Annotated in this window: 23 protein-coding genes; 11 read left to right on the plus strand and 12 right to left on the minus strand. The window is 63.9% G+C overall.

Features of this window, described 5'->3' with window-relative positions; genetic code table 11:
- Positions 1–5: 5 nt before the first annotated feature.
- Positions 6–1,658 carry an acyl-CoA synthetase gene (locus tag ACP2YO_RS23820; RefSeq protein WP_426442994.1) on the plus strand — a complete coding sequence of 551 codons (1,653 nt, stop codon included), beginning with the start codon at positions 6–8 and terminating at the stop codon, positions 1,656–1,658.
- A gap of 4 nt (positions 1,659–1,662) precedes the next feature.
- The gene (locus ACP2YO_RS23825) at positions 1,663–2,538 is read left to right on the plus strand and encodes a PCC domain-containing protein (protein ID WP_426442995.1); all 876 of its coding nucleotides are present in this window, start codon (positions 1,663–1,665) and stop codon (positions 2,536–2,538) included.
- 228 nt (positions 2,539–2,766) lie between these two features.
- Here ACP2YO_RS23825 and ACP2YO_RS23830 read toward each other — a convergent pair whose 3' ends face one another.
- Complete coding sequence (locus ACP2YO_RS23830) at positions 2,767–3,090, minus strand: hypothetical protein (RefSeq protein ID WP_426442996.1); 324 nt, start codon at positions 3,088–3,090, stop codon at positions 2,767–2,769.
- An 81-nt stretch (positions 3,091–3,171) separates the two neighbouring features.
- Between ACP2YO_RS23830 and ACP2YO_RS23835 the strand changes: the two genes are divergently transcribed.
- Positions 3,172–3,942, plus strand: a complete 771-nt coding sequence (locus ACP2YO_RS23835; protein ID WP_426442997.1) for an AAA family ATPase — start codon at positions 3,172–3,174, stop codon at positions 3,940–3,942.
- Positions 3,943–4,020: 78 nt separating this feature from the next.
- On the opposite strand, the gene ACP2YO_RS23840 is transcribed toward ACP2YO_RS23835, so the two are convergent.
- The 5 genes from ACP2YO_RS23840 to ACP2YO_RS23860 all read right to left on the minus strand — a co-directional run bounded on the left by ACP2YO_RS23840 (position 4,021) and on the right by ACP2YO_RS23860 (position 11,306).
- Complete coding sequence (locus ACP2YO_RS23840) at positions 4,021–4,941, minus strand: nucleoside hydrolase (RefSeq protein WP_426442998.1); 921 nt, start codon at positions 4,939–4,941, stop codon at positions 4,021–4,023.
- Positions 4,942–5,092: 151 nt separating this feature from the next.
- Positions 5,093–6,421: an IS1182 family transposase gene (locus tag ACP2YO_RS23845; RefSeq protein ID WP_426435964.1), complete on the minus strand. Its 1,329-nt coding sequence runs from the start codon at positions 6,419–6,421 to the stop codon at positions 5,093–5,095.
- A 171-nt stretch (positions 6,422–6,592) separates the two neighbouring features.
- Complete coding sequence (locus ACP2YO_RS23850; protein ID WP_426442999.1) at positions 6,593–7,156, minus strand: ATP-binding protein; 564 nt, start codon at positions 7,154–7,156, stop codon at positions 6,593–6,595.
- A 167-nt stretch (positions 7,157–7,323) separates the two neighbouring features.
- Complete coding sequence (gene uvrA / locus ACP2YO_RS23855; protein WP_426443000.1) at positions 7,324–10,299, minus strand: excinuclease ABC subunit UvrA; 2,976 nt, start codon at positions 10,297–10,299, stop codon at positions 7,324–7,326.
- 245 nt (positions 10,300–10,544) lie between these two features.
- The gene (locus tag ACP2YO_RS23860) at positions 10,545–11,306 is read right to left on the minus strand and encodes an outer membrane protein (RefSeq protein ID WP_426443001.1); all 762 of its coding nucleotides are present in this window, start codon (positions 11,304–11,306) and stop codon (positions 10,545–10,547) included.
- Between the two features lie 577 nt (positions 11,307–11,883).
- Between ACP2YO_RS23860 and ACP2YO_RS23865 the strand changes: the two genes are divergently transcribed.
- From ACP2YO_RS23865 to gyrA, 3 genes are all read left to right on the plus strand, one after another.
- A complete protein-coding gene (locus ACP2YO_RS23865) occupies positions 11,884–12,378 on the plus strand; it encodes a single-stranded DNA-binding protein (protein WP_426443002.1) in 495 nt (164 codons plus the stop codon).
- 257 nt (positions 12,379–12,635) lie between these two features.
- A complete protein-coding gene (locus tag ACP2YO_RS23870) occupies positions 12,636–13,034 on the plus strand; it encodes a DUF2306 domain-containing protein (RefSeq protein ID WP_426443003.1) in 399 nt (132 codons plus the stop codon).
- Between the two features lie 195 nt (positions 13,035–13,229).
- Positions 13,230–15,956, plus strand: a complete 2,727-nt coding sequence (gene gyrA, locus ACP2YO_RS23875) for a DNA gyrase subunit A (RefSeq protein ID WP_426443004.1) — start codon at positions 13,230–13,232, stop codon at positions 15,954–15,956.
- A gap of 8 nt (positions 15,957–15,964) precedes the next feature.
- Here the strand turns inward: gyrA and ACP2YO_RS23880 are convergent, their stop codons facing one another.
- Together ACP2YO_RS23880 and ACP2YO_RS23885 are read right to left on the minus strand one after the other, a co-directional pair.
- Positions 15,965–17,860: a potassium transporter Kup gene (locus tag ACP2YO_RS23880; RefSeq protein ID WP_426443299.1), complete on the minus strand. Its 1,896-nt coding sequence runs from the start codon at positions 17,858–17,860 to the stop codon at positions 15,965–15,967.
- Positions 17,861–18,054: 194 nt separating this feature from the next.
- On the minus strand, positions 18,055–18,312 hold the full coding sequence (locus tag ACP2YO_RS23885; RefSeq protein WP_426443005.1) for a hypothetical protein: 258 nt from the start codon (positions 18,310–18,312) through the stop codon (positions 18,055–18,057).
- Between the two features lie 273 nt (positions 18,313–18,585).
- On the opposite strand from ACP2YO_RS23885, the gene coaD reads away from it, so the two are divergent.
- From coaD to queA, 5 genes are all read left to right on the plus strand, one after another.
- Positions 18,586–19,107, plus strand: coding sequence for a pantetheine-phosphate adenylyltransferase (gene coaD / locus ACP2YO_RS23890; RefSeq protein ID WP_426443006.1), 522 nt, complete (start codon positions 18,586–18,588; stop codon positions 19,105–19,107).
- Positions 19,108–19,119: 12 nt separating this feature from the next.
- On the plus strand, positions 19,120–19,662 hold the full coding sequence (locus ACP2YO_RS23895; RefSeq protein WP_426443007.1) for a peptidylprolyl isomerase: 543 nt from the start codon (positions 19,120–19,122) through the stop codon (positions 19,660–19,662).
- A 3-nt stretch (positions 19,663–19,665) separates the two neighbouring features.
- Positions 19,666–20,130, plus strand: coding sequence for a hypothetical protein (locus tag ACP2YO_RS23900; RefSeq protein ID WP_426443008.1), 465 nt, complete (start codon positions 19,666–19,668; stop codon positions 20,128–20,130).
- Positions 20,106–20,570, plus strand: coding sequence for a peptidylprolyl isomerase (locus tag ACP2YO_RS23905; protein ID WP_426443009.1), 465 nt, complete (start codon positions 20,106–20,108; stop codon positions 20,568–20,570). The genes ACP2YO_RS23900 and ACP2YO_RS23905 overlap by 25 nt, the downstream gene beginning before the upstream one ends.
- A gap of 136 nt (positions 20,571–20,706) precedes the next feature.
- On the plus strand, positions 20,707–21,783 hold the full coding sequence (gene queA / locus ACP2YO_RS23910) for a tRNA preQ1(34) S-adenosylmethionine ribosyltransferase-isomerase QueA (protein ID WP_426443300.1): 1,077 nt from the start codon (positions 20,707–20,709) through the stop codon (positions 21,781–21,783).
- A 16-nt stretch (positions 21,784–21,799) separates the two neighbouring features.
- Here the strand turns inward: queA and ACP2YO_RS23915 are convergent, their stop codons facing one another.
- The 4 genes from ACP2YO_RS23915 to ACP2YO_RS23930 all read right to left on the minus strand — a co-directional run bounded on the left by ACP2YO_RS23915 (position 21,800) and on the right by ACP2YO_RS23930 (position 25,280).
- The gene (locus tag ACP2YO_RS23915; RefSeq protein ID WP_426443010.1) at positions 21,800–22,306 is read right to left on the minus strand and encodes a GNAT family N-acetyltransferase; all 507 of its coding nucleotides are present in this window, start codon (positions 22,304–22,306) and stop codon (positions 21,800–21,802) included.
- Positions 22,307–22,384: 78 nt separating this feature from the next.
- On the minus strand, positions 22,385–23,434 hold the full coding sequence (locus ACP2YO_RS23920; RefSeq protein WP_426443011.1) for an aspartate-semialdehyde dehydrogenase: 1,050 nt from the start codon (positions 23,432–23,434) through the stop codon (positions 22,385–22,387).
- 208 nt (positions 23,435–23,642) lie between these two features.
- Complete coding sequence (locus tag ACP2YO_RS23925) at positions 23,643–24,386, minus strand: PepSY domain-containing protein (RefSeq protein WP_426443012.1); 744 nt, start codon at positions 24,384–24,386, stop codon at positions 23,643–23,645.
- A gap of 156 nt (positions 24,387–24,542) precedes the next feature.
- Complete coding sequence (locus ACP2YO_RS23930; protein WP_426443013.1) at positions 24,543–25,280, minus strand: TetR/AcrR family transcriptional regulator; 738 nt, start codon at positions 25,278–25,280, stop codon at positions 24,543–24,545.
- Positions 25,281–25,330 lie beyond the last annotated feature (50 nt).

Genomic DNA, 25,330 nt, shown 5'->3' on the forward strand with positions numbered 1-25,330 from the left:
CGGCGATGAGCGAGGGGGCCACCACTGCGCCGCGCGGCGGGATCGCGCGGATGTCGCGCCGGGTGATGAACCTCGCTTATATCTTGACCCAGAACGCCCGCCGTCACGGCGATCGTCCCGGCTTCATCTGGGCCGAGAAGGTCTGGTCCTGGCGTCATATCGACCAGAACGTTTCGGCGCTGGCGGCGGCGCTGGCCGCGCGCGGCATCGTCAAGGGCGACCGCATCCTGGTCCATTCCAAGAACTGCGATGAGATGTTCTGGTCGATGTTCGCGGCCTTCCGGCTTGGGGCGGTCTGGGTGCCGACCAATTTCCGTCTGATGCCGGACGAGGTCGCCTATCTCGCGGCGGCCTCCGGTGCCAAGGCGTTTCTCTGCCATGGCGACTTCCCTGACCATGCCAAGGCCGCGGCCAATCCCGCACTCGAATTCACCTGGCGGATCGGCGAGGAGGGCACCTTCGGCGAGGCGACAGTTGGCGACGTCATCGCCAAACATTCCGGCGCCGGTGTCCCAAACACGGCCGTCGACTACGACGATCCCTGCTGGTTCTTCTTCACCTCCGGCACCACCGGCCGCTCCAAGGCCGCGGTGCTGACCCACGGTCAGATGGCCTTCGTGATCACCAACCATCTCGCCGATCTGATTCCCGGCACCACCGAGCAGGACGCCTCGCTGGTGGTGGCGCCGCTGTCGCACGGTGCCGGCGTCCACCAGCTGGTGCAGACCGCGCGCGGCGTGCCGACGATCCTGCTGCCGTCGGAGAAGTTCGACATCGCGGAGGCATTCCGGCTGATCGCGAGATACCGCGTCAGCAACATGTTCACGGTGCCGACCATCCTGAAGATGATGGTCGAGCATCCCGCGGCCGACAAGCACGACCATTCCTCGCTGCGCTACATCATCTATGCCGGCGCGCCGATGTATCGCGAGGACCAGAAGGCGGCGTTGAAGAAACTCGGCGGCGTGCTGGTGCAGTATTTCGGGCTCGGCGAGGTCACTGGCAACATCACCGTGCTGCCGCCCGGCCTGCACGATCCCGAGGATGGCCCGCATGCGCGGATCGGCACCTGCGGCTTCGAGCGCACCGGCATGCAGGTCTCGATCCAGGGCGACGACGGGCGCGAGCTGAAACCGCTCGAGACCGGCGAGATCTGTGTGATCGGTCCCGGCGTGTTCGCCGGCTATTACGACAACCCGGAGGCCAACGCGAAGGCGTTTCGCGACGGCTGGTTCCGCACCGGCGATCTCGGCCATCTCGACGAGGAGGGCTTTGTCTACATCACCGGCCGCGCCTCCGACATGTACATTTCGGGCGGCTCCAACATCTATCCGCGCGAGATCGAGGAGAAGATTCTCACCCATCCCGCGGTCGGCGAGGTCGCAGTTCTCGGCGTGCCCGATCCGTTCTGGGGCGAGGTCGGCATCGCCGTCTGCGTCGCCTGCGAAGGCACGGAGCCGGTCCGCGAGGCCGAGCTTGCTGCGTATCTCGCGGCCAAGGTCCCGCGCTACAAGATGCCGAAGCGCTTCTTTTTCTGGGAGGCGCTGCCGAAGTCCGGCTACGGCAAGGTGCCGAAGCGACTGGTCCGCGACGAGCTTGAGGCGCGCGGGCTGCTCGAGGTGACAGCCAAATCGACCAACACGCCGACGGACGGCTAGCGCGATGCGCAGCATCGCCCAACCCGGCGCACCCATCAGCGAGCGTATCCAGTCGGTCGCGGCGCGCGGCCGTGCCTTTTCATTCGTGCTGGAGGCCGGCATTCCCTTGCTCGATTCTGTGCGCCGCGGTTTTGCGGCGGAAGGATTTTCGGGGGGCGTGCTGAGCGCGAAGGGTGGCGCGCTCGGGCCGTTCGCCTATGTCATGCCGGCGCTGTCGAAGGACGGTGTCAACGCGGCGTTCTACAGCGACGTCTTTCGCCCTGACGGTGTGACGCGGCTCAAGCTCGCGGCGCTGACTTTTGGCGCGCGCGATGGCGCGGCGTTCTTTCATTGCCATGGCCTGTGGACCGAGGCCGGCGGCCGCGTCAATGGCGGCCACATGCTGCCGGAGGAAACTTTCGTCGCTGAGCCATTCGAGGTTGATGCCTTCGGGATCGATGGCGCGACGTTCCTGGCCGAGCCCGACAGCGAGACCGGGTTCAAGCTGTTTGGCCCCGTCAACAGTGCGCCCACCAGCGCGAAGACGACGAGTCGCGCCTTTGCGTTGCGGCTGCGGCCGAACCAGGATTTCGCCGGCGCGCTGGAGGGGTTCTGCCGCCAGCACGGTATCCTGCGCGCCCGCCTGCATGGCGGCGTCGGCTCGACCATCGGCGCCAGCTTCACCGACGGACGCAGCGTGGTGCCGTTCGCGACCGAGCTTGCGGTCACGGCGGGCCAGGTTGCGCCCGATGCCAATCGTCGTGTGCGCGCCAGCCTCGACATCGCGCTCGTCGATTATCTCGGCGGCATCGCGGAGGGCCGGCTAGTACGTGGCGACAATCCGGTACTGATGACGATGGAGCTGGCGCTGGAGGTGATCGAGGAGGCGGAGCGGGTGTAGGGCAGGGCTATCGCATATGGCCCCCCACGGGTTCTGCAACTGACATGCCCACGACGTCGCGGGGGCGCACTGCCAAAATACCGAAAACAACCCCATGCAAAGTAGCCGGCTGCCGGCGTTCGACACGACAATTTGACACGTCGGGCAAATCAGCGGCATTATTCCATTATTCCGAAATCGCGCAGACGCCGGGTCAGGCCTGCCGACGCAGCGTAGGCGCGCGGCGCGTCACCGCCGTTTCCGTACATGAACGTTGATATCGAGGTCGATGTCGCTGACGCAGCTCTGCTCGCTGCGGTGCGAACCGCCCTCGTGCCAGCGGCCCTTGCGCAGGCCGATCTCGCTGACATGGGCAAGCCGCAGGCAACGCCATTGCGGCAGTCTGCCCGAACTCTCGCCGGCGAACTGCCAGGCCAGCACGACCTCTTCGCCGCTCTTGTTGCGGCCGATGATGTGCGGGCAGAGCTCGCGCGGCCGGCCGTCATAGAAGCAGGCGACCTGCTGCTCGGCGAGGATGGCCTTGCGGAACAGGGCGTAGGCGGTGCTGGGCATGGGACGCTCTGCCATCTAGGATTGCAGCCGGCTCCGGTATAACGATGGACGCTACCAGTTGTTTCTCCCGGATCCGTCCTGATGGCCAGACGAAATCGCCCGATCAATATGCCCGCGCCGTATCTCCGGCGTGTCTGGCTCGATCCCGCGCGCATCGCCAACCGCAACGCCTATCCGTTCGTACTACCGCTGCTGCGCGACGAGTTCGAGCTGAGCTTCGACAAGGCGATCACCATCATCGTAGGCGAGAACGGCACCGGCAAGTCGACGCTGCTGGAGGGCATCGCTGTCATGGCCGGCTATGACGATGCCGGCGGCGGCAAGGGTTACCGGCCGGTCGACCATTCCAAAGCGCTGGAGGAAATGGGCGGGTCTCTTGCCACAGCGCTGCGTGCAAGCTGGCTGCCCAGGATCACCAACGGCTGGTTCTTCCGCGCCGAGAGCTTCTTTTCAGTGGCACGATATCTCGACGAGGCCGCACTTGATGATCCGCTTCACGGGGCGCCGCCGGACTTCCTGTCCCATTCCCACGGCGAGGGCTTCCTGCGCTTCTTCAACGAACGCTGCCAGCGTCAGGGCATTTTTATCTTCGACGAGCCGGAATCCGCGCTGTCGCCGTCGCGCCAGATCGAGTTCCTCAAGCTGCTGCACCGGATGGACGGGATCGGCCACTGTCAGGTCATCATGGCCACGCATGCGCCAATGCTGATGGCCTATCCGAACGCGACCTTGCTGCGGCTGAACAAATATGGCCTCAAGCTGGTTAATCTGATGGATACCGATCACTACAAGGTCATGCGCGAGTTCTGTGACGACCCGCGGGGATTTGTCGAGGCGGCGATCGAGGAGTGAGGAGGCCAGTCACCGAGTGTAGCCCGGATGAGCCGACGGGTCGCGCGAAATGCGCGCCCCGTTGGCTCATCCGGGCGACTATTTCGTTCCCGCGAACGCCTCCAGCTTCAGGAAGAAGTCCTTCAGGATCGCGTTGCGGTTGATGAACGCGACGTAGCGCATCGCGTGCCGCCGGCGATCGATGCTCCACGTCATCTGATCGGTCAGGATTGGTGCCGGCACGATCACGCTCGGCGCCCAATCCGGATTGAGCAGCCAGCCGACCGCTGCCATGTCCCAGATCTCCTTGGCCCAGCCGATATGATCGGCTGAAAGCTCCTTGAAGCGCATCGCCAGGAACGCGCCGACGCTGCCGTGCGGTTCGACATAGCGCTCGATCTCCGGCACCGTCGAGTGAAGACGCGAGGTGACGCCGAGGCACGGCACCAGCACGAGCGGCACGCCGCTGTCGAACAGCACCTGCGCGCCGCCGACATCCTGCCTGAGGTTGAACTCGTTGGTATGCGGCCATTCCAGCGCATGACCGCCCAGCCACACCACGACGACGCGATCGATGATGTCAGGCGCCTTGAGCAGCGCCGAGGCGACGTTGCTGATGGCCGCGATGGCGACGATGTAAAGCGGATTGTCAGGCGACCCAGTGCGGGCGCGGGCGATGATGTCGTCGACCGCCGGCGCCTCCCGGGCCTGCTTCTCCGGCCCGACATAATCGGTGACGCCCCGGTGAACCAGACCACCAGCCGGCATGTTCAGGCGCTCCAGCAGTCGCAGGATCTCCTGATAGCTCAGCTCCATGCCATGGCCCGGACCATCCGAGCGCTCGTTGAAGAAGGGCGCGGCGTAGATCGCCTCGACGTCGAAGCGATCTGGCGACAGCAGCATCTGGACCATCGCGAACTGATCGTCGATCTCGTTGTAGGTATCGGTGTCGAGCACGACGCGGACACGACCGGTGGGTGGGGACAGGAGCTTTATGCGGGCGGCTTCGGTGAGGGGCATTGCGTGCTTCCCGAATCAATCACTATGTCGAGATCGGCGCGTAGAGCCTGTGAACCAATTGGGTTTGTGTAGCGGCATCCGAAGTAGGAGCCGTTAGTTCTTGCGTGCAGAGGAGCAATCGGGTCGGATTGCTCGGCTGTGGTTGCGGGGACTATGCCTTGGCGAGGCGATGGCCTTGCAGGACGTTGTTGGCGAGAGCGTACCAGAGCACGACGGCGCGGACCTTGTTGATACCGCGCACGGTCAGTTGCCTGAGGTCCCAGTTGCGCCAGCGGGCATGGATGCATTCGCAGATCGTACGGACCTTGTACTGTGCCTTGCCTGCTTCGCTGGTCATGCGAGCCCGCCAGGCGGATACTCCGGGACCATCGCTGCTCCGGGGTAAAAAAGGATCGACACCGCTCCTGGATTGAGGCGGAGGGCAGTAGACCTCGATACCTTCGCCATGCGCCCATTCGATGTCCTCGCCGCTGCAGAACCCGCCGTCGACGAGGTGGCGGCGAGGAAAGCGCTTCAGCAATGCGTGGGTTCGTTCCAGCATCGGCCGCATCAGGCCGCGATCTGATCCATTGTTGTCGACATCGACCGTGACCACGATCAGTTCGCCCGCCGCACTGGCGACCTGCACGTTGTAGGCCGGGCGGAAGCCGGCATCCGCCATCTTCATCACCCGTGCCTGCGGGTCGGTGGTGGAAGCTCGAGGCTCCTTCGGCTTTTTGCCATTGCCGCCTTTTTCGTCGAGTTGCTTTCGCTTGCGCTTGATCTCGGCCAGTGCCGCTTGCGCCGCTTGCACCCGTTCGTTGCGTTCGCGTGCTGCGCGCTCCTTGGCGGCTCGGATCCGCCGATTGCTGGCTTCCGGATCCGCATCGACCTCGCGCTTGAGGTCCTCCACCACCGCCTGGGCCTGGGCCATCTGCCGATCTAGCGTCGCCTCTCGTCGGAACGAGCCAGTTCCTGCGCTCGCCCGTATCCGCACCCCGTCCTGAGCCAGCTTCTCCAGATCAACCAGCCCCACCTTGCTCAGGGCCATCAGATGCTCGACCAGCAAACGGTCGAGCAGGTCGGCACAACCGACCCGGAAGTCCGACAGCGTGTGATAGTTCAAAGAGACGCCGCCGCAGAGCCAGCGGTAAACGTCGTGGCTGTTGCAGAGCCGGTCCAGCGCCCGCGCGCTGCCAACGCCGTCACTTGTTGCGTACAGCCACAGCGCCAGCAGCAGCCGGGGTGATGGCGCCGGATGACCCGGCCGGTTCTCTCGCGCTTTGACCCGGTCTTCCAATGCACTGAGGTCGAGCCCTTCGACATAAGCCCAGATCACCCGTGCTGGATGATCCTGCCCAATCAGGCTGTCGATATCGACCGCTCGCAGTTCCACTTGGTCGCGCACCGGCTCCCGCAGCCGAGGTGCACCGCGCGGCATCGCCTCGGTCCGTGGCGCCGACTGCTCCGGCAAGTCGTCGAACAGCTTGTCGTCAGCCATCAGTCTCTCCAGCAAATCAACCTGCCAAGAGAATCACATCAGCCCGACATATGGCATAAAAAGATTCACAGCCTCGTAGGGTGGGTTAGCCGCAGGCGTAACCCACCAGCTTCGTCGCAGCAGCGGCGGATTACGCTTCGCTAATCCGCCCTACGAGCTGCAAGCCCATCGTCACAGGTCGAAGATGATCTCTTCGCTTTCGATGCCTCGCCTGTCGCTAAGCGCAACTGTCGCGCCGACATTGAGATAGGCGAGGCCACGAAGACGGTGCTCGATTGTTGTGAAGTCGAATGCGGTTCTTGCAAAGATATTGTTGCTCGGAAGAAATGTAATCTCGGTTCCGCGGCGCCGATTTCCATCCGGCTGGTCGGCCGGGCCGACGACCGCTATCGGCGCGTCGGGTTTACCCAGGCGACAACGCATGAACTGTTCCTTGCCGTCACGCCAAACGTGCAAATCGATCGCTTCCGAAAGCGCATTTACTACCGCCAAGCCGACGCCGCGAAAGGCGTCGGGCACTCTCCGCGTACCTTGCGGGAATGTGTCGGCCATAGTGGGGTGAGTCATGATGAACTCGGCCACGGATATGCCTTCGTGCGGATGGAGGTCGGTTGGAATGCCGCGACCATTATCGCGCACTGTCGCTGATCCGTCGGCGTTCAATGCCACTTCGATGCGATTGCAATGTCCTGCCAGAGCTTCGTTGATTGCGTTGTCCACGACTTCGAAAAGCATGCGGTGCAATCCCGAGCCATCGTCGGTATCGCCTATGTACATGCCCGGCCGCTTTTGCACCTCTTCTAGGCCACGCAAGACTGTCCCTCAAATTGGCGGAAGCCGGGTGTTCATGGTCGCACTCCGCGCCATTTCGTCCAAGCACTTCATCGAGGCAAGAAGGATTCTCACTCCGCCGCCTCGCTCGCGCTGCTACTCTTCCGCGGCTTGCTGTTCGCCTTCTTCAGCACCGGGGCCAAAAACTTCCCCGTATAGCTGCGCGGCGCCTTGACGATGTCCTCCGGCGGGCCCCAGGCGACGATTTCGCCGCCGCCGTCGCCGCCTTCGGGCCCTAAGTCGATCACCCAGTCGGCGGTCTTGATGACTTCGAGGTTGTGCTCGATCACCACCACCGTATTGCCCTGGGCCACAAGCTCGTGCAGCACCTCGAGCAGTTTGGCGACGTCGTGGAAATGTAGCCCGGTGGTGGGCTCGTCCAGGATGTAGAGCGTGCGGCCGGTGGCGCGTTTTGACAATTCCTTGGCCAGCTTGACGCGCTGGGCTTCGCCGCCCGAGAGCGTGGTGGCCTGCTGGCCGACGTGGATGTAGTCGAGGCCGACGCGGTGCAGGGTTTTAAACGTTTCGCGGACGCGCGGCACCGCCTTGAAGAACTCGGCGGCTTCCTCGACGGTCATGTCGAGCACGTCGGCGATGCTCTTGCCCTTGAACAGGACTTCGAGCGTCTCGCGGTTGTAGCGTTTTCCTTTACAGGTATCGCAGGTGACGTAGACGTCGGGCAGGAAGTGCATCTCGATCTTGATGACGCCGTCGCCCTGGCAGGCTTCGCAGCGGCCGCCCTTGACGTTGAAGGAGAAGCGCCCCGGCTCGTAGCCGCGCGCCTTGGCTTCGGGCAGGCCGGCAAACCATTCGCGGATCGGCGTGAAGGCGCCGGTATAGGTCGCGGGGTTCGAACGCGGCGTGCGGCCGATCGGCGACTGGTCGATGTCGATGATCTTGTCGATATGCTCGAGGCCCTCGATGCGATCGTGAGGCGCGGCGCCTTCGCTGGCGTTGTTGAGTTTGCGGGCGATCGCCTTGTACAGCGTGTCGATCAGCAAGGTCGACTTGCCGCCGCCGGAGACGCCGGTGACGCAGGTGAACAGGCCGAGCGGAATCTCGGCCGAGACGTTCTTGAGATTGTTGCCGCGGGCGTTGATGACCTTCAGCGTGCGGCGATGGTTCGGCGGCCGCCGCTCGGGAATCGCGACCGACAATTCGCCGGTGAGGTATTTGCCGGTCAGCGATTTCGGATTGCGCTTGATCTGGTCGGGCGTGCCCTCGGCCACGATGTGGCCGCCATGCATGCCGGCGCCGGGGCCGATGTCGAGCACGTAATCGGCGAGCAGGATGGCGTCCTCGTCATGCTCTACGACGATGACGGTGTTGCCGAGGTCGCGAAGCCGCTTCAGCGTGTCGAGCAGGCGGGCGTTGTCGCGCTGGTGCAGGCCGATCGACGGCTCGTCCAGCACATAGAGCACGCCTGTCAGCCCCGAGCCGATCTGCGAGGCGAGGCGGATGCGCTGGCTTTCGCCGCCGGACAACGTGCCGGAGGCGCGCGCCAAGGTCAGGTAGTTCAGGCCGACATCGAGCAGGAAGGTCAGCCGCTCGCGGATCTCCTTCAGGATGCGCGCGGCGATTTCGTTCTGCTGGGCGTTGAGCGCCTCCGGCACGGTCTCGAACCATTCGCCGGCGCGCCGGACCGAGAGCTCCGAGATCTCGCCAATGTGCTTGCCGCCGATCTTGACGCAGAGCGCCTCCGGCTTCAGCCGGTAGCCGTGGCAGCCCGCGCAGGGGACGTCGGAGAAATACTTCGCCAGCTCCTCGCGCGCCCACTCGCTCTCGGTCTCGCGGTAGCGGCGATTGATGTTGGTGACGACGCCCTCGAACGGCTTCTTGGTGTCGTAGGACCGGACCCCGTCCTCGTAGGAGAACTTGATCTCGTCCTCGCCGGAGCCATGCAGCAGCGCGGTCTGCACCTTCTTCGGCAGGTCCTTCCACTTGGTGTCGAGCGTGAACTTGTAGTGCTTGCCGAGCGCGGTCAGGGTCTGGATGTAATAGGGCGAGGAGGATTTCGCCCAGGGTGCGATCGCGCCCTTGCGCAGGGTCGCCTCCTTATCGGGGATGACGAGGTCCTCGTCGATATGCTGCTCGACGCCGAGGCCGCCGCAGGCCGGGCAGGCGCCGTAGGGGTTGTTGAAGGAGAACAATCTCGGCTCGATCTCGGGGATCGTGAAGCCGGAGACCGGGCAGGCGAATTTTTCCGAGAACAGGATACGCTCGGGCCCGCTCTTGTCATGGATCTTTGCGGTCTTCTTCTTGTCCTCGGTGGCTGCCGCCGCCGGAGCGTCGGCGTATTCGATCACAGCGAGGCCTTCCGCGAGCTTCAGCGCGGTCTCGAAGCTTTCGGCCAGGCGCTGCGACAGATCGGGGCGGACCACGATGCGGTCGACCACGACGTCGATGTCGTGCGGGAATTTCTTGTCGAGCGTGGGCGCCTCGGCGAGCTCATGGAAGGTGCCGTCGATCTTGACGCGCTGAAAACCCTTCTTGAGGTATTCGGCGAGCTCCTTCTTGTACTCGCCCTTGCGGCCGCGCACGACCGGCGCCAGCAGATAGAGGCGGGTGCCTTCCGGCAGCGCCAGCACGCGGTCGACCATCTGCGAGACGATCTGGCTTTCGATCGGCAGGCCGGTGACCGGCGAATAGGGCACGCCGACGCGCGCCCACAACAGGCGCATGTAGTCGTAGATCTCGGTGACGGTGCCGACCGTGGAGCGCGGGTTCTTCGACGTCGTCTTCTGCTCGATCGAGATCGCCGGCGACAGGCCGTCGATTTGGTCGACGTCGGGCTTCTGCATCATCTCCAGGAATTGGCGCGCATAGGCCGACAGCGACTCGACGTAGCGGCGCTGGCCCTCGGCATAGATGGTGTCGAAGGCGAGCGAGGATTTGCCCGAGCCGGACAGGCCGGTGAACACCACGAGCTTGTCGCGCGGAATCTCGACGTCGATGTTCTTCAGATTGTGCTCGCGCGCGCCGCGAATCGTGATGGCGCGCGATGAGGAGCCGTTCTGTTGGCGCTTCGACTTGAGCACTTCGTCCATAGCGGCAATTTCCGGGCGCGTGACGCGTGCGCCTTTTGGGCGCGCATCGCCGGTGATGCCGGGACCTTGCGCCGATGGGTGGTGAAGACTGGAACGTAGGAAGAACGGCCAAGGATTTCCAGTGCCGTGTTGATTCCATCAACGGATAGTTTGCCGGATGGCAGCAGCCGTCAGCAGCACGGGTTCCAGCAACGCAAAAAGGCCGGCGCAAGGCCGGCCTTTTCGTCGCGATCGGGTCGCGCGTATCAGTATTTCGCGACCACCGGGCCGCCCCAGTTGAAGTGGTGGTTGAGGCCCGCCTTCACGGTGTGGAAGGTGTCGCTCCAGTCCGAGCGGTCGGCGGGCGCCGGCGTGTACTGGATCGAGCCCTTACCGAGATCGAGGTAGCTGTATTCGAGCTTGGCCGACCAGTTCGGCGCGAACATGTATTCGACGCCCGCGCCGGCAGTCCAACCCCAGCGCGTGTCGCTCGCGGCGATCGAGGGAGGCGCGAGGCCGGCACTGTAACGGTGCTGGATGTCGCCGACCGCGGCACCGCCGCTCACGAACCACAGCGCGAGACCGTCGGCGTAGCCGAGACGGCCCTTGATATCGCCGAAGCTGCGCAAGGCGGTGTAGTAGGTGTCGAGCAGATCGGGTGGTCCGATATTGATGACAGCAGAGCGGCCATTGATTCCGGACCAGTGATAGTCGCCCTCGAGGCCGAACAGGGCGGGGCCAGCCTGCCAGTTGTAGCCGATCACACCGCCGACGAAGCCGCCGCTGGTGTCGTAATTCTGAGTACCGACAAAGGTCGGATCGTTCGGCGCGCCAAGGAACCTTTCCTTGTTGGTGCCCCATCCGCCGCCGCCCTGAACACCGACGTAGAATCCGTTCCAGTCTGTCGCGGGAGCGACAACTGCCGGCGTCGGAGCCTTGGCCACCGGTGCTGGGGCAAGGTCAGCCGCGGATGCTGAAGGGACACTGAGAACGGCGAGGGCTGCTGCTGCAACAAGAAGCTTTTTCATGGGATCCATCCCGCTTCGAATCTGCAATGCAGCCTACCATCAGGGGTTGAAGATCACCGTGGCTCCCGCGACACATATGATATCAATTTGATTCCATTGAATATTTTACGATTTATTAGGATTTAACCATGTCCGATTCGCCGACGATCGATGGTGCCGTGGGCCGGCGGGGCAGAACAGCCGGCCACAAAGGAAAAGGCCGGCACGAGGCCGGCCTTTCGTTCGGGTGGTCAGTACTTGTCCGCTTCTCGTTGGTCCCGAAGCGCTGAAATCTAGAAGATCGACGCGAGCGCCGCGTCCGTAACTTTGGACTTTACTCCGATTCAACCGCAAAGACCGTCTCCCAAATGCTACACCCTCTCACCATCGCCGCTCCTCCGGGACGGCCGGTTATGGAGAACAAATCTGGAACATTGGCGCCCGCGATGCTATATGTGGATAACCGCTGTATGCCCGCGCGATCGCGGAGGCGGCGGGATGGCGTCGGCGTATAGGTTCGCGACGCCTGCAGTAAGTGGCGAAGGTTGAACGTGGCGGCCGATGTCCGGCTGGCCCGGTTTTGGTGGAGAATGAAGCGATGGCGGGAAGTGTGAACAAGGTGATCCTGGTCGGAAACCTCGGCAAGGATCCGGAAATCCGGCGGACGCAGGACGGTCGTCCGATCGCGAACCTTTCCATCGCGACCTCGGAGACCTGGCGCGACAAGGGCACCGGCGAGCGCAAGGAAAAGACCGAGTGGCACCGCGTGGTGATCTTCAATGAGGGTCTCTGCAAGGTCGCCGAGCAGTACCTGAAGAAGGGCGCCAAGGTGTACATCGAGGGCCAGTTGCAGACCCGCAAATGGACCGACCAGAGCGGCGTCGAGAAATACTCGACCGAGGTCGTGCTGCAGGGCTTCAATTCCAACCTCACCATGCTCGACGGGCGCAGCGGTGGTGGCGGCAGCTTCTCCGATGATGGCGGCAGCGATTTCGGATCGGCCGGTCCAGTGAGCTCGGCGCCGCGGCGCCCTGTGGCGGCGGGCGGGGCAGGCGCCCGCAACAGCGACATGGACGACGACATCCCGTTCTGACGGGATCGCGTTTCCCGACAACATCAGCAGGCGTCGTTCCGTGAAGGTTGCTTTCCGGAACCACGCCTTGCTGTGTCATCGATCCAGCTTAATGTAAATGAGTAATATTGTCTCCTAATGAACTGAAATAGTGCGCCTATATGGCTCTACCTCCAGGGAGTTTCCCCTACCTTTGACAAGGGGTAATGTTAATGGTATTTACATCCTCATTGCGGCGTTGAATTGCCTTGCCGCGATCGAAACTCAGGGTTGCCATCATGAGCCTCGCGCCATTGCTCGACGCCGCTCCTGCGATCCCGCTCCATGCGTTTGCGGCGATGGCCGCCTTCGTGCTCGGCACCGTTCAGCTCGCCGCCCCCAAGGGCACGCTGCCGCACCGGACGCTGGGCTGGATCTGGGTGATCCTCATGCTGTTCGTGGCGCTGAGCTCGTTCTGGATCCACCAGATCCGCTTGTTGGGCCCGTGGAGCCCGATCCACCTGCTATCGATCTTCACGCTGGTGATGCTGGTGCTGGGCATAACGGCTGCGCGGCGACACGATGTCCGCACCCACAAGTTCACGATGATTGGCATATTCTTCGGTGCGCTGGTCATTGCCGGGCTGTTCACCTTCGTGCCCGGGCGGATCATGCACACGGTGGTGTTTGGACAGTGAGCGGAGAGGGGTTCCGTTCGCCATTCTCCACCGGCCATTCCGGCTCTCAAGTCAAGCCGCCGGCGAATGCTGTAACCAGCCGGTAAGTGCATGAAAAAACGAAGGGAAAAACGGCTTGCCGAGGCCGCCGAAGGGTGGTTATCAGGCCTTCGATGGGCTATATGATTCCCCAGCAGAACTGACCGGATTTCCCCTTTGTCCGAACCCGAAGATGACAAGCCCGGCGAGCCGCCGGTGCCTTCAGATATTCGTCCCGTTTCCATTCTCGACGAGATGAAGAAGTCCTACCTCGATTACGCCATGAGCGTGATCGTGGCGCGTGCGCTGCCGGATGCGCGCGACGGCCTGAAGCCGGTGCACCGGCGCATTCTCTACTCCATGCACGAGCAGGGACACACGCCGGACAAGAAATACGTCAAATCCGCCCGCGTGGTCGGCGACGTGATCGGCAAGTATCATCCGCACGGCGACCAGTCGATCTACGACGCGATGGTCCGAATGGCGCAGGACTTCTCCCTGCGTGTGCCGCTGATCGACGGCCAGGGCAATTTCGGCTCGGTCGACGGCGATCCGCCGGCGGCCTACCGATATACCGAAGCGCGGCTGACGAAGGCGGCACTTGCCGTGCTCGCCGACATCGACATGGAGACCGTCGATTTCCAGGCCAACTACGACAACTCCGAGACAGAACCGACGGTTCTGCCGGCCAGGTTCCCGAACCTCCTGGTCAATGGCGCCGGCGGCATTGCCGTGGGCATGGCGACCAACATCCCGCCGCACAATCTCGGCGAGGTCGTCGACGCCTGCGTGGCGCTGATCGACAACCCGGCGCTTTCGATCGACGATCTCATCAACATCATTCCGGGTCCGGATTTCCCGACCGGCGGCATCATTCTGGGACGCCAGGGCATCCGCTCCGCCTATCACCTCGGCCGCGGCTCGATCGTGATGCGCGGCAAGGTCTCGATCGACACCATCCGCAAGGACCGCGAAGCGATCATCATCACCGAAATTCCCTATCAGGTGAACAAGGCAACGATGGTCGAGCGCATCGCCGACCTGGTCAAAGAGAAGAAGATCGAGGGCATTGGCGATCTGCGCGACGAGTCCGACCGCGATGGCTACCGCGTCGTCATCGAACTGAAGCGCGACGCGGTGCCCGACGTCGTGCTCAACCAGCTCTACCGGTTCACGCCGCTGCAGTCGAATTTCCCGGCCAACATGCTGGCGCTGGATTCCGGCCGTCCGCAGACGATGAATCTGAAGGACCTGCTCACCATCTTCGTCGCGTTCCGCGAGCAGGTGGTGACCCGCCGGACCAAGTTCCAGCTCGGCAAGGCGCGGGATCGCGCCCATATCCTGGTCGGCCTTGCGATCGCGGTCGCCAATATCGACGAGATGATCCGGGTGATCAGAACATCGCCCGACCCGAACACGGCGCGCGACACGTTGATGTCGCGCGACTGGTCGGCGCGGGACGTCGAGGCGATGATCACGCTGATCGACGATCCCCGGCATCGCATCAACGACGATGGCACGATCCGGCTGTCGATGGAGCAGGCCAGGGCCATTCTCGATCTGCGGCTGCAACGGCTGACCGCGCTCGGGCGCGACGAGATCTCCGCAGAACTCGACGAGCTCGCGGCCAAGATCGCCGATTATCTCGACATCCTGCGCTCGCGTGCGCGCGTCCAGGGCATCGTCAAGACCGAGTTCGCCGCGGTGAGGGCGGAGTTCGCTACCCCGCGCAAGACCGTGATCATCGAGCAGGAAGGCGAGGTCGAGGACGAGGACCTGATCCAGCGCGAAGACATGGTGGTGACGGTCTCGCACGCCGGCTATGTCAAGCGCGTGCCGCTCTCCGCCTATCGGGCGCAGCGCCGCGGCGGCAAGGGCCGTGCCGGCATGCAGACCCGTGACGAGGATTTTGTCGCGCGCCTGTTCGTGGCCTCGACGCATACGCCGGTGCTGTTCTTCTCGTCGCGCGGCCAGGTCTACAAGGAGAAGGTCTGGCGGCTGCCGATCGCCGCGCCGAACGCGCGCGGCAAGGCACTGATCAACATCCTGCCGCTGGAGCAGGGCGAGCGCATCACCACCATCATGCCGCTGCCGGAGGATGAATCCTCCTGGGCCAATCTCGACGTGATGTTCGCGACGACAAGCGGCACCGTCCGCCGCAACAAGCTGTCTGATTTCGTCGATGTCCGCCGCTCCGGTATCATCGCCATGAAGCTCGGGGAGGGCGAGGCGATCGTCGACGTGCAGATCTGCACCGAGAACGACGACGTGCTGCTGACCGCAGCCGGCGGCCAGTGCATCCGCTTCCCCGTCACCGACGTGCGCGTCTTCACCGGCCGCACCTCGATGGGCGTGCGCGGCATCGCGCTCGCCGAAGCCGACACGCTGATTTCACTGACGATCCTGCGCCATGTCGAGTCGATCTCGGACGAGCGTTCGGCCTACCTGAAGATGCGCCGCGCGGTGGCCGGCGAGGCGACGACGGAAGAGCCTTCAGATGCCGAAGGTGAGGAGACGTCGACCGCGATCCAGCTCTCGCAGGAACGCTATGCCGAGATGTCGGCCAAGGAGCAGGTCGTGCTCACGGTCTCCATCAACGGCTACGGCAAGCGGACTTCGTCCTACGAGTACCGCACCACCGGCCGCGGCGGCAAAGGCATCGTCGCGATGAGCGTCAACAACCGCAACGGCAAGCTGGTGGCCTCGTTCCCGGTCGAGGATGCCGACCAGATCATGCTGGTCACCGACAAGGGCCAGTTGATCCGCTGCCCGGTCGCCGACATCCGCGTCGCCGGCCGCTCGACCCAGGGCGTGATCGTGTTCGATACCGCCGAGGACGAGCATGTGGTCTCGGTCGAGCACATTCCGGAAGAAGAGAACGGCACGAACGGGAACGGCGAGTAACGACAGGGCTAAATCTCGATCTCCGTGCCGAACTCCACGACCTGCCCGGACGGGACACCGAAGAACGCGGCGGTGCGTTCGGCATTGCGCTGCAGGAAGGCGAACAGCGATTCTCGCCACACCCACATGCCCGGGATATCCTCGCTCGGGATGATGGTCTCGCGGCCGATGTAATAAGTCACGTCGGAGAGGTCGATGCCGGGCAGCTTGCCCTGGCGGCAGGCGAGCTTCAGCCCTTCATAGATGGTCGGATACTGCATGAAGCCGTAATGCAGGATGATGCGGGTGATGCCCGGGATGATCTCGACGACCTCGGCGCGGTCGTCGTCGGAGATCCGCGGCGCCTCCTCGATCAGCACGGTGACCAGCAGCACGCGCTCGTGCAGCACGTGGTTATGCTTGACGAACTGCGTCAGCGCCAGCGGGACGCCGTTTGGCGCCGACGCCAGGAACACGGCGGTGCCCGGCAGGCGGCTTTTGCACTTGTTGATCGCGGTCTCGATCAAATCTTCTTCCGGCTGGCGCAGCTTGCTGCGCGCGCTTTCGACCAGCTTCACGCCGCCGCGCCAGGTCATCATCAAAAACGCCACCGCGGCGGCGAGCAGCAGCGGAAACCAGCCGCCCTCCATCAGCTTCTCGGAGTTCGCCGCAAAGAAGATCAGATCTATGATGAAGAAGAAGCCGTTCACCGCGATCACGATAACAGGCGAATAGCCCCACTGGATCGCGACCAGGGCCGCGAGCAGCGTGGTGATCGCCATCAAGAGCGACACGGCGATGCCGTAAGCACCGGCGAGGGCGTCCGAGGTGCCGAAGGCCAGCACCGCGCCGAGGGTTGCGGCCGCGAGCAGCCAGTTCACCAGCGGCACGTAGATCTGCCCGATCGCATCGCTGGTGGTGTGACGGATATACATGCGCGGCAGGAAGCCGAGCTGGATCGACTGCTGCGTCAGCGAGAACACGCCCGAGATGATCGCCTGCGAGGCGATCACGGTCGCGATCGCCGACAATGCCACCATCGGGTAGTGGGCCCAGTCAGGGGATAATTGGAAGAACGGGTTGTCGATCGCGGTCGGGTCGGAGATCAGGAGGCCGGCCTGGCCGAAATAGTTCAGCACCAGCGCAGGCAGGCAGATCGCGAACCAGGCAAGCCGGATCGGGAAGCGGCCGAAATGCCCCATGTCGGCATACATCGCCTCGCCCCCGGTGACGGCGAGAAAGGCGGCGCCGAGGATGGCGAAGCTGACATGGAAGTTCTGATGGATCAGGAAGTCGAGGGCGTAGAACGGACTGAGTGCGACCAGCACGCCGGGCGCCTTGACGATGCCGTGGATGCCGAGCACGGCGAGCACGAGGAACCAGCCGAGCATCACCGGACCAAATATCCGGCCGATGAAGCCCGTGCCCTGTTTCTGCACCACGAACAGTCCGACCAGGATGACGATGGTGATCGGCACCACCGCCGGCGTCAGCGAGGGCGCGTCGACCTTGAGGCCTTCGATGGCCGACAGCACCGAGATCGCCGGCGTGATCGCGCCGTCGCCATAGAGCAGGGCGGCGCCGATCAGGCCGACCACGAGCAGATGTGCCCGCCAGGTGCCGGGCGCCGCGTTGCGCGCGGAGAGCAGCGCCAGCAGCGCCACGATGCCACCTTCGCCGCGGTTGTCCGCGCGCAGGATCAAGAGGGCGTATTTGAGCGAGATGATCAGGATCAGCGCCCACAGGATCAGCGAGACCACGCCCAGGATGGCGTCCGACGTGATCGGCCCGCCATGGGCGGCGGCCTTGGCCGCTTCCTTGAGCGCGTAAAGGGGACTGGTGCCGATATCGCCATAGACGACGCCGAGGGCGCCGAGCGTCGTGGCAACGGGAAGTGGATTCGAGGGGTGGCCAGAAGAAGCGATGACTGGCGTACTGGACACGTGCAAACCCCCGATGGAAGCGCGCCCGCCGGGGCATCCGGTGGGCGCGTTAGACGATAGTCTGCGACGACACGTCGCAAATTACCATGGGGTTTGCATGACGGCTCTGCGTGCCGTGGTTATACCAGCGCTTGACGTGAACTCTTGATGTGAGCCCTTGACGTGAACCTTGGCGACTACGGCGTGCGGTCGGCGGTCACGAGGCGGGCTTCATGCACCACTGACTTAGTGCCGGCGCCGCGCAGGCAGGAGGCCTCGAAATTGGGCCAGGCTTGCTGCGAACAGTCCTTGCCGACCGGGTGGATATCGAGGCGGTCGGCCTTGGCGAGCGGCTGGGGCGTAGAGGCTTCGACTTGCGGGGCAAAACCGGGAAGAACAGTGAGCGCAGCGGCAATGAACGCGGCAACAGCGATGGCGGAAAATGCCTTGATCATGACGGTCCCCTGTGATCGGGCCCCCCGGGCCCGTCGTTTCGTTGTCCAAGCTATACCGGGCGCAAGTTTCCGGCTGTCTTCGCCATCCCGGGAAATGGTTTCGTCCGGACCAGTTTTGTTTCGTCGGGTGTCTGCGGACGAAACATTGCCGGCTCGCCTGAGGAGACGCTGACAACCCCGACCTGGTTCATTGGCCGAAGCGAAATAAAATGTCGGAGGGAGCCGGAACCAAGCTGGCTTGCCGGTTCGCGCGGGGCGGGTTAGACGGGACCCATGCCCCGTATCGCGCTCTATCCCGGTTCCTTCGATCCCGTTACCAACGGCCATCTGGACGTGGTCCGTCGAGCGGTGGCGCTGTGCGACCGCCTCGTCGTCGCCGTCGCCGTCCACGCCGGCAAGAAGCCGCTGTTCTCGACCGACGAGCGGCTTGAGATGCTCCTGGAGGTCTGCACCCCGATCGCCCAGAAGGCCGGCTGCGCCCTCGATTGCACCACCTATGACAATCTGACCGTGACGGCAGCGCGCAAGCTCGGCGCGACCATCATGATTCGCGGCCTCCGCGACGGCACTGACCTCGATTACGAGATGCAGCTCGCCGGCATGAACGAGGCTATGGCGCCGGAGGTACATACCGTGTTCGTTCCGGCTTCGGTGGCGGTCCGCCCGATCACCGCCACACTGGTGCGCCAAATCGCCCAGATGGGCGGCGACTTCTCAGCCTTCGTGCCGTCATCGGTCGCCGCTAGCCTGAAGGCCAAATTGACGCCGGCGCCTGCCACATCCCGAACGCCCTGAGCCGGAGTTTCCATGATCCGAATTCTCGCATTCGTTGCCGCGCTGTTCTGCGTGGTTCCCGCGATCGCGCAACCGCTGCCCGCCGGTCTCGACAAGGCCAACACGATCGTCATCGACACCACCAAGGGCCGCATCGTCATCAAGCTGCGGCCCGAGCTCGCGCCGAAGCACGCCGAGCGGATCAAGCAGCTGGCGCGAGACGGCTATTACAACAACGTGCCGTTCCATCGCGTCATCGACGGCTTCATGGCGCAAACCGGCGACGGCAAGAATTTCAACGGCACCGGCGGTTCGAAATATCCGAATCTTCCGGCTGAATTCTCCGACGTGCCGTACAAGCGCGGTATCGTCGGCATGGCGCGTACCAGCGATCCCAATTCGGCGAATTCGCAGTTCTTCATCATGTACGCTGACGGCTCGAGCCTGAACGGCAAGTACACGGTGATCGGCGAGGTGGTGTCCGGCATGGACGTGGTCGACAAGCTCAAGCGCGGTGAACCGGTCGCCGATCCGGACAAGATGGTGAAGGTGCAAGTCGCATCCGACATCAAGTGACCCATGGCGGCGGGGCTAGCGGCGGGGCTGGCAGCGGGGCGCAGCAAGCCGATTTGCTGGTTCGCCGCGCCGCTGCTGTGGCTCGCACTGACGGCGGGGGTCTCGGCCGAACCTCCCCAACTCGACACCATCCGGGATGTCGTCCTCGCCATTCACAGTTGCTGGCGGCCGCCGCCGCTGGAGAAGGCCGCTCCGATCGACATCACCGTGATCGTCAGCTTCAACCGCGAGGGCGCGATCCTCGGCCATCCCAGGATCAGCTATGAATCGGAACAGGCGACCGATAACGACCGAGTGCAATACCGGATCGCCGTGATGGAGGCGTTGCAACGCTGCACGCCATTGCCATTTACGGAGAGCTTGGGCGGTGCGGTGGCCGGCCGCCCGTTCGCGATCCCATTCAGGAACAAGAAATATCCACCCAGAAGCCAGGAGAAGCGAGCATGGCTGCTACCGAAAATACTCTGATCCTCGAAACCACCCAGGGCCCCGTCACGATCGAGATGCGTCCCGATCTGGCGCCCGGCCATGTCGCGCGGATCAAGGAACTGGTGCGCGAGGGCTTTTACGACGGCATCGTGTTCCATCGCGTGATCGAAGGCTTCATGGCGCAGACCGGCTGCCCGCAGGGCACCGGCATGGGCGGCTCCGGCAAGAAGCTGAAGGCCGAGTTCAACAAGGAGCCGCATGTCCGCGGCACCACCTCGATGGCGCGTGCCGCCAGCCCGGATTCTGGCGACAGCCAGTTCTTCATCTGCTTCGACGACGCTTCCTTCCTCAATCACCAGTACACGGTCTGGGGCAAGGTCACCGAGGGCATGGACAACGTCGACAAGATCAAGCGCGGCGAGCCGGTGAAGGATCCGGATAAGATCGTCAAGGCGTACATGGCCGCGGACGCGACGTAACCTATCAGCTGTCATTCCGGGGCACGCGAAGCGTGAACCCGGAATCTCGCGCCGTCATATCGAAGTTCCACAATGCGCAATTGCGCATTGGGGTTCGATGCTGCCGCATCGCTCCGGAACGACATCGTTGGACATGATGCGCACCGACCTCTTCGATTTCGAGCTTCCCCCTGAACGCATCGCGCTGCGGCCTGCGAGCCCGCGCGATGCCGCGCGGATGCTTGTCGTGCATCCTGACGCCGTGCTGCGCGACGCTGCGATCGCCGAGCTGCCCCACTGGCTCGAGCCGGGCGATCAGATCGTCGTCAACGACACCAAGGTGATCGCAGCCCAACTCAAGGGCCGCCGCATCGGGCGCGAGACCGAGCCGAAGATCGAGGCGACCCTGATCAAGCGGCTCGACGGCTCGCGCTGGCAAGCGCTGGTGAAGCCGGCCAAGAAACTGAGCCCCGGCGATACGATCCGGTTCGGCAATGAGGGCAAGGTCTGCCTGCTCGGCCATCTCGACGCGCAGGTCGAGGCCAAGGGGCAGGAGGGCGAGGTGACGCTGTCGTTCTCCTTCCACGGACCGGCACTCGATCAGGCCATCGCCGACGTCGGCACGCCGCCGCTACCGCCCTACATCGCCTCCAAACGCACGCCCGACGATCAGGACGAGGCTGACTACCAGACCATGTTCGCGGCCAATGAGGGCGCGGTGGCGGCGCCAACCGCGGGGCTGCATTTCACGCCCGCGCTTGAGGCGGCGCTGCGCGGCCGCGGCGTTACGTTGCACCGGTTGACCTTGCATGTCGGGGCGGGGACGTTCCTTCCGGTCAAGGTCGAGGAGACGTCGGAGCACAGGATGCACGCCGAATGGGGCTGCATCAGCACGGAGACCGCAGCGGCCCTGAACGCCGCGCGTGCCAACGGCGGCCGCATCGTCGCGATCGGCACCACGTCGCTGCGGCTTCTGGAAAGCGCCGCCGCGGCCGATGGCACCATTCAGCCGTTCTCGGCAGAAACCTCGATCTTCATCACGCCCGGCTATCGCTTCCGCGCGGTCGATATCCTCTTGACCAATTTCCATCTGCCGCGCTCGACGCTGTTCATGCTAGTCTCGGCCTTCTCGGGCCTGGAGACGATGAAACGCGCCTACGCGCATGCGATCAAGGACGGCTATCGTTTCTATTCCTATGGCGACGCCTGCCTGCTGTTCCGCGAGCGCGAGTGAGGCTCATGCGCGAGGCTCAAGCCTCAAGCGTCGAACAGAGATAGCGTACCGTCTTTGCGCCGCCGTCGACCGTGGCCCGGCCGACTTCCTCGAAGCCAAGCGAGCCGTGGAACGCGTCCGATATCGGATTCGGCGGCTCGACGTTGACCTCGCAGCAGACGCGGCCAAGTCCGCGACGCGCGGCCTCTCTGAACACCTCACGGTAGAGCATGCGCGCCAATCCGTGCCGCCGCCACGCTTCCCCAACGACGATTCGATCGACGTAGAGGAAGTGGTCCATCTGGCCGCGGAACCAGCCGAAATGAGTGCCGTCGTAATCGTCGTGGTGCTCGAACGCCAACAGGAACGCGGCGCCTGGCGGAACAAACAGCGCGATCGGTGCGGTATCGATCAGCTGCTCGAACCTCGCAGCTGTCAGCAGAGATGTTTCCCGAGCGCTGGCATTGTTCAGGCACAAGAACTCATCGCGTGCGGAATGAGCGTGCAGATTTCTGATCTCGAACTGTTCAGCCAACGCATTCATATCGAAAGGACTCCGTCGAAGGCGAACCTGTCATCCCCGATTCAGGATTGCGGGGGATGACAGGTCAGCGGAAAGTACTCACGCCATCGCGCGCTCGGGCAACAGCTCGGCGATCTGCACCGCATTCAGCGCGGCGCCCTTGAGGAGCTGATCGGCCGCCACGAAGATCGAGATCGAATGCCCGCTCGGATCGCTGAGATCCTTGCGAATGCGCCCGACCAGCACGTCGTCCTGGCCGGAGGCGTCGATCGGCATCGGGAAGTAGTTCTTGACGCGGTCGTCGACGATTTTGACGCCCGGCGCCTGCGCCAGGATCGCGCGGACCTGATCCTCGGTGATCGGCTTCTCGCATTCGAAAGTGATCGCCTCGCAATGGGCGCGCAGCACCGGCACGCGCACGCAGGTGACGCCGATCGCGATTCCGTCGTCCTCGAAGATCTTGCGGGTCTCCTTGATGACCTTGGTCTCCTCGTCGTTGTAGCCGGTCTCCGGATCAACGGCGGTGTTGTGGTTGAACAGGTTGAAGGCATAGGGATGCGGCATCACCTTCGGCGTGAAGACCTGACCGTTGAGATTGGCGCGGGTCGATTCCACAAGCTCGTCCATCGCGGCGGCTCCAGCGCCGCTCGCGGCCTGGTAGGTCGAGATGATCACGCGCTTGATGCGATTGCTCTGGTGGATCGGCCACAGCGGCACCAGCGCGGTGATGGCGGCGCAATTCGGATTGGCGATGATGCCCTTGTGATCGCGGATGCGGCGAGCATTGATCTCCGGGATCACCAGCGGCACGTTCGGGTCCATCCGAAATGCCGAGGAATTGTCGACCACGACCGCGCCGGACTTGACCGCAAGCGGCGCGAACTTCTTCGAGATGCCGCTGCCGGCCGAGAACAGCGTGATGTCGACGCCTTCGAAGGCGCGCTCGGTGAGTTCCTCGATCACGACTGGCTTGCCGCGGAAATCGATGGTCTTGCCGGCGGAGCGGGCGCTCGCCAGCGGCTTCAGCTTGCCGACGCGGAAGCCGCGCTTGTCCATGGTGGCGATGAATTCAGCGCCGACAGCGCCGGTGACGCCGACAATCGCGACGACGGGATCGTTACTCACTTTGGCCTCCTTCGATTTGAGCATGCTTCAGGCAATAAAAAAGCCCCGGACCTTCATCAGGCGGGGCTTCGGATTGAGATGATGCGGTTTGACCGATTACGCGCGCACGCCTCCCGAGGCCCCAGAGGGCTTGGTGGTTTTAGTCGTGCGTTTGGTGGTCGTGATCATGGCGCGAACTTATGCGGAAGAGTTCTGCGTCCGTCAACCGGTTTTGGGCGCATAGCAGCCGATGTCAGCGCCCGCCCGCTTGCGGGGGCTCGAGGATCACCTGTTTCAGATCGGCGCCGCTGACCACGACGATCACAAAATTGAGCTTGCCGGCCTCGCGCGCCAGGCCGCCGCTGATCGCCTTTCCAGCCGCCGCGCGTTCAGCCACCCGAACGGCTTCCGACAGGCGGTGCCGGAGCGCCCGTAGCACGAGCAGGTTGCTTCGGTCCTCGGTATCGAGCGTCGCCAGGGGGGAGGCGGCCTCGTGGTCCATGACTTCGCCCGTTGAGGCGTTGATGGCATGGCGCCAGACGCGGTCTTGCTGAACCGTCTTGACCCGGTAGACCGGCGGCGCCGCGGCGCCATCGAAGCTGATATCCGCAGTCGTCGAACCGGCATGCAGGGCCTCGGCGATGCTCATCGCCTGCCGCAAGGTGATCCGGGCCGCGCGAAAATTGTCGAGCTCGCGGCGGACGATCGCCGGGTCGAGGTCGTTGCCATCATCGGCAGGAGACTGGAGCGGGGCCAGCGCGGCATCCGACGTAGCCACCGCATAGGATGGGGACGCGAGCAGCAACGACAACAAGGCTGTTGCCAGCAACCGCGCTCCGAACGCCCGATATCTCCGCATGCGCCGTCGTCCTGTTGTCATCGCCGCATCCATGCATTCGTCCGCCGCAAACGCCATTAAGTTCAAGAAGGCGCGGCCGACCTTCGTTGCAAGGTCGGCCGCCGAACGTCCTGGATGGAACAGCGGTCGCGGCTCCATTGTGACGATCGAAGTTTGCAAGTCGGCGCGGGACCTGTGGGGGCTGGATCACGATTCCCCACGCCTCTTTATAATGAAACCATACGGTTTCGTTTTATTTTGGTCAAGGACGAATTGTCGTGATCGCGCGGCAGAATCCGAAGCTTTCTGGAACCGTCAGCGGGCCGGCCGGCGGCGGGCCTTGGCCGCCTCCCGGAGGCGGCCGGGCGGCCCAAAGGCACCCGCCAGAAACAGCCGGATCGACACTTCCATCCGCTTCTCGGCGGCCTCCATGTCGATCCGGATGCCGAACGTCGCCATCCGGTGGGTGTGGCCGACCACCATGTTGAGAAACGTCTCGGCCGCGATCGTGGTGTCCTCGAGGTCGAGAGCGCCGCCGGCGACCAGATGATCGAAGAACTCTGCCGTCGTGGAGACGGCTTTCGACCAGCCTTCGTCGACGGCAAGTTTGGCGATCTCGGGAAAATTGATCGCCTGCGCGGTCAGGATTCGGCTGAAGGCGATGGCATCATCGCCGCAATTCAGGGACAGCAACTGGTGCCCAAGGTCGATCAGCCGCTGCTCGACCGCATCAGCCGACAGGTCGTCGAACCGCATCTCGGTCGCCGCCGCGGCAAGCGGGGCGAGCCAGCGTGCGATCTCGCGCCGGAGCACCGCGGCGAACAGACCGCGCTTGTCACCGTACTGCGCATAGACGGTCGGTTTGCTGACCCGTGCGGCCTCGGCCAGCGCGTCGATCGAGGTCGCGTCGAACCCGCGCTCCAGGAATAGCCGCGTGGCAGCCTCGATCAGCCGCTGGTCGCGCTCGATCGCGGCGTCTTTGGTCGGCCGGCCGCCGCGCGACTTCGCAACGTCGCGTTTTGCCGCCTTGACCTTGGTTGCCGTCAATCCCATTGCCATTCATCTCGTTGCGCGCCGGACGGGTCACTCCCGTCTATACCCCG

Source organism: Bradyrhizobium genosp. P (assembly GCF_049949265.1).
In the GTDB taxonomy this organism is placed as follows: domain Bacteria; phylum Pseudomonadota; class Alphaproteobacteria; order Rhizobiales; family Xanthobacteraceae; genus Bradyrhizobium.

Coding starts and splice junctions, on each gene's coding strand:
- ACP2YO_RS23820 (WP_426442994.1), top strand. CDS start 6: ATGAGCGAGGGGGCCACCACTGCGCCGCGCGGCGGGATCGCGCGGATG.
- ACP2YO_RS23825 (WP_426442995.1), top strand. CDS start 1,663: ATGCGCAGCATCGCCCAACCCGGCGCACCCATCAGCGAGCGTATCCAG.
- ACP2YO_RS23830 (WP_426442996.1), bottom strand. CDS start 3,090: ATGCCCAGCACCGCCTACGCCCTGTTCCGCAAGGCCATCCTCGCCGAG.
- ACP2YO_RS23835 (WP_426442997.1), top strand. CDS start 3,172: ATGGCCAGACGAAATCGCCCGATCAATATGCCCGCGCCGTATCTCCGG.
- ACP2YO_RS23840 (WP_426442998.1), bottom strand. CDS start 4,941: ATGCCCCTCACCGAAGCCGCCCGCATAAAGCTCCTGTCCCCACCCACC.
- ACP2YO_RS23845 (WP_426435964.1), bottom strand. CDS start 6,421: ATGGCTGACGACAAGCTGTTCGACGACTTGCCGGAGCAGTCGGCGCCA.
- ACP2YO_RS23850 (WP_426442999.1), bottom strand. CDS start 7,156: ATGCTTTTCGAAGTCGTGGACAACGCAATCAACGAAGCTCTGGCAGGA.
- uvrA (WP_426443000.1), bottom strand. CDS start 10,299: ATGGACGAAGTGCTCAAGTCGAAGCGCCAACAGAACGGCTCCTCATCG.
- ACP2YO_RS23860 (WP_426443001.1), bottom strand. CDS start 11,306: ATGAAAAAGCTTCTTGTTGCAGCAGCAGCCCTCGCCGTTCTCAGTGTC.
- ACP2YO_RS23865 (WP_426443002.1), top strand. CDS start 11,884: ATGGCGGGAAGTGTGAACAAGGTGATCCTGGTCGGAAACCTCGGCAAG.
- ACP2YO_RS23870 (WP_426443003.1), top strand. CDS start 12,636: ATGAGCCTCGCGCCATTGCTCGACGCCGCTCCTGCGATCCCGCTCCAT.
- ACP2YO_RS23885 (WP_426443005.1), bottom strand. CDS start 18,312: ATGATCAAGGCATTTTCCGCCATCGCTGTTGCCGCGTTCATTGCCGCT.
- coaD (WP_426443006.1), top strand. CDS start 18,586: ATGCCCCGTATCGCGCTCTATCCCGGTTCCTTCGATCCCGTTACCAAC.
- ACP2YO_RS23895 (WP_426443007.1), top strand. CDS start 19,120: ATGATCCGAATTCTCGCATTCGTTGCCGCGCTGTTCTGCGTGGTTCCC.
- ACP2YO_RS23900 (WP_426443008.1), top strand. CDS start 19,666: ATGGCGGCGGGGCTAGCGGCGGGGCTGGCAGCGGGGCGCAGCAAGCCG.
- ACP2YO_RS23905 (WP_426443009.1), top strand. CDS start 20,106: ATGGCTGCTACCGAAAATACTCTGATCCTCGAAACCACCCAGGGCCCC.
- queA (WP_426443300.1), top strand. CDS start 20,707: ATGCGCACCGACCTCTTCGATTTCGAGCTTCCCCCTGAACGCATCGCG.
- ACP2YO_RS23915 (WP_426443010.1), bottom strand. CDS start 22,306: ATGAATGCGTTGGCTGAACAGTTCGAGATCAGAAATCTGCACGCTCAT.
- ACP2YO_RS23920 (WP_426443011.1), bottom strand. CDS start 23,434: ATGCTCAAATCGAAGGAGGCCAAAGTGAGTAACGATCCCGTCGTCGCG.
- ACP2YO_RS23925 (WP_426443012.1), bottom strand. CDS start 24,386: ATGGAGCCGCGACCGCTGTTCCATCCAGGACGTTCGGCGGCCGACCTT.
- ACP2YO_RS23930 (WP_426443013.1), bottom strand. CDS start 25,280: ATGGGATTGACGGCAACCAAGGTCAAGGCGGCAAAACGCGACGTTGCG.